Origin of the sequence: Vibrio sp. 10N.261.52.A1, assembly GCF_002876325.1 — a bacterium.
GTDB lineage: Bacteria > Pseudomonadota > Gammaproteobacteria > Enterobacterales > Vibrionaceae > Vibrio > Vibrio chagasii.
Genome location: NZ_MCYD01000172.1, coordinates 1 through 636, shown reverse-complemented (window position 1 = coordinate 636; position 636 = coordinate 1). Strand labels below are relative to the sequence as shown.

At 36.3% G+C, this 636-nt stretch carries 1 protein-coding gene; it reads left to right on the top strand.

The window, feature by feature from the left end:
• Nucleotides 1–94: 94 nt before the first annotated feature.
• Nucleotides 95–514, top strand: coding sequence for an SRPBCC family protein (locus tag BCT81_RS02390; protein WP_157938835.1), 420 nt, complete (start codon nucleotides 95–97; stop codon nucleotides 512–514).
• Nucleotides 515–636 lie beyond the last annotated feature (122 nt).

Below are 636 nucleotides of genomic sequence, written 5' to 3'. Positions count from 1 at the left end.
GAATTATGCAACAAAGCCACTAAAAATGGTTTACAACATTAGTAACCCGGTTTACCATTATTGTAAACCAGGTTACTATTGAGATGAATTTATTGTGTGGATAAAAACAACAAGCTTGATCGTTAACGGATTAAGTGCGGATAAAGTTTGGAAAGTGTGGACTGATGTCAACCAATGGCATACCTGGCAAGATGATATTGATTACGCAAAACTTGAAGGCGAATTTAAAACAGGGGCTGTATTTAAATTTAAGCCTAGAGGAGGACCAAAGATCAACATAGAGCTAATAGAAGTCAAAGAGAACTCAATGTTCACTGACTTGACTAAGTTCCCTCTTGCAAGAATGTATGATTCTCACGAACTAGTAGAACACGGTAATCAATTGGAAATAAGATCAACACTAAAAATCGAAGGTCGACTATCTTGGTTATGGAAGAAACTGGTTGCTGAAAATGTAGCAAGTGGAGTGGATAAGCAATTAGCTCGATTGGTTGAGAGGAGTCAAAATGTCTAACTCATCCCCTTTTAAGCATGACGCAGCAGATGACAGTATAGGTTTTTTAATTTGGAAAATGACTACGCTGTGGCAAAGAAAATTGATTTTAGTATTAAAAAGATTTGGAATTACTCAAACTC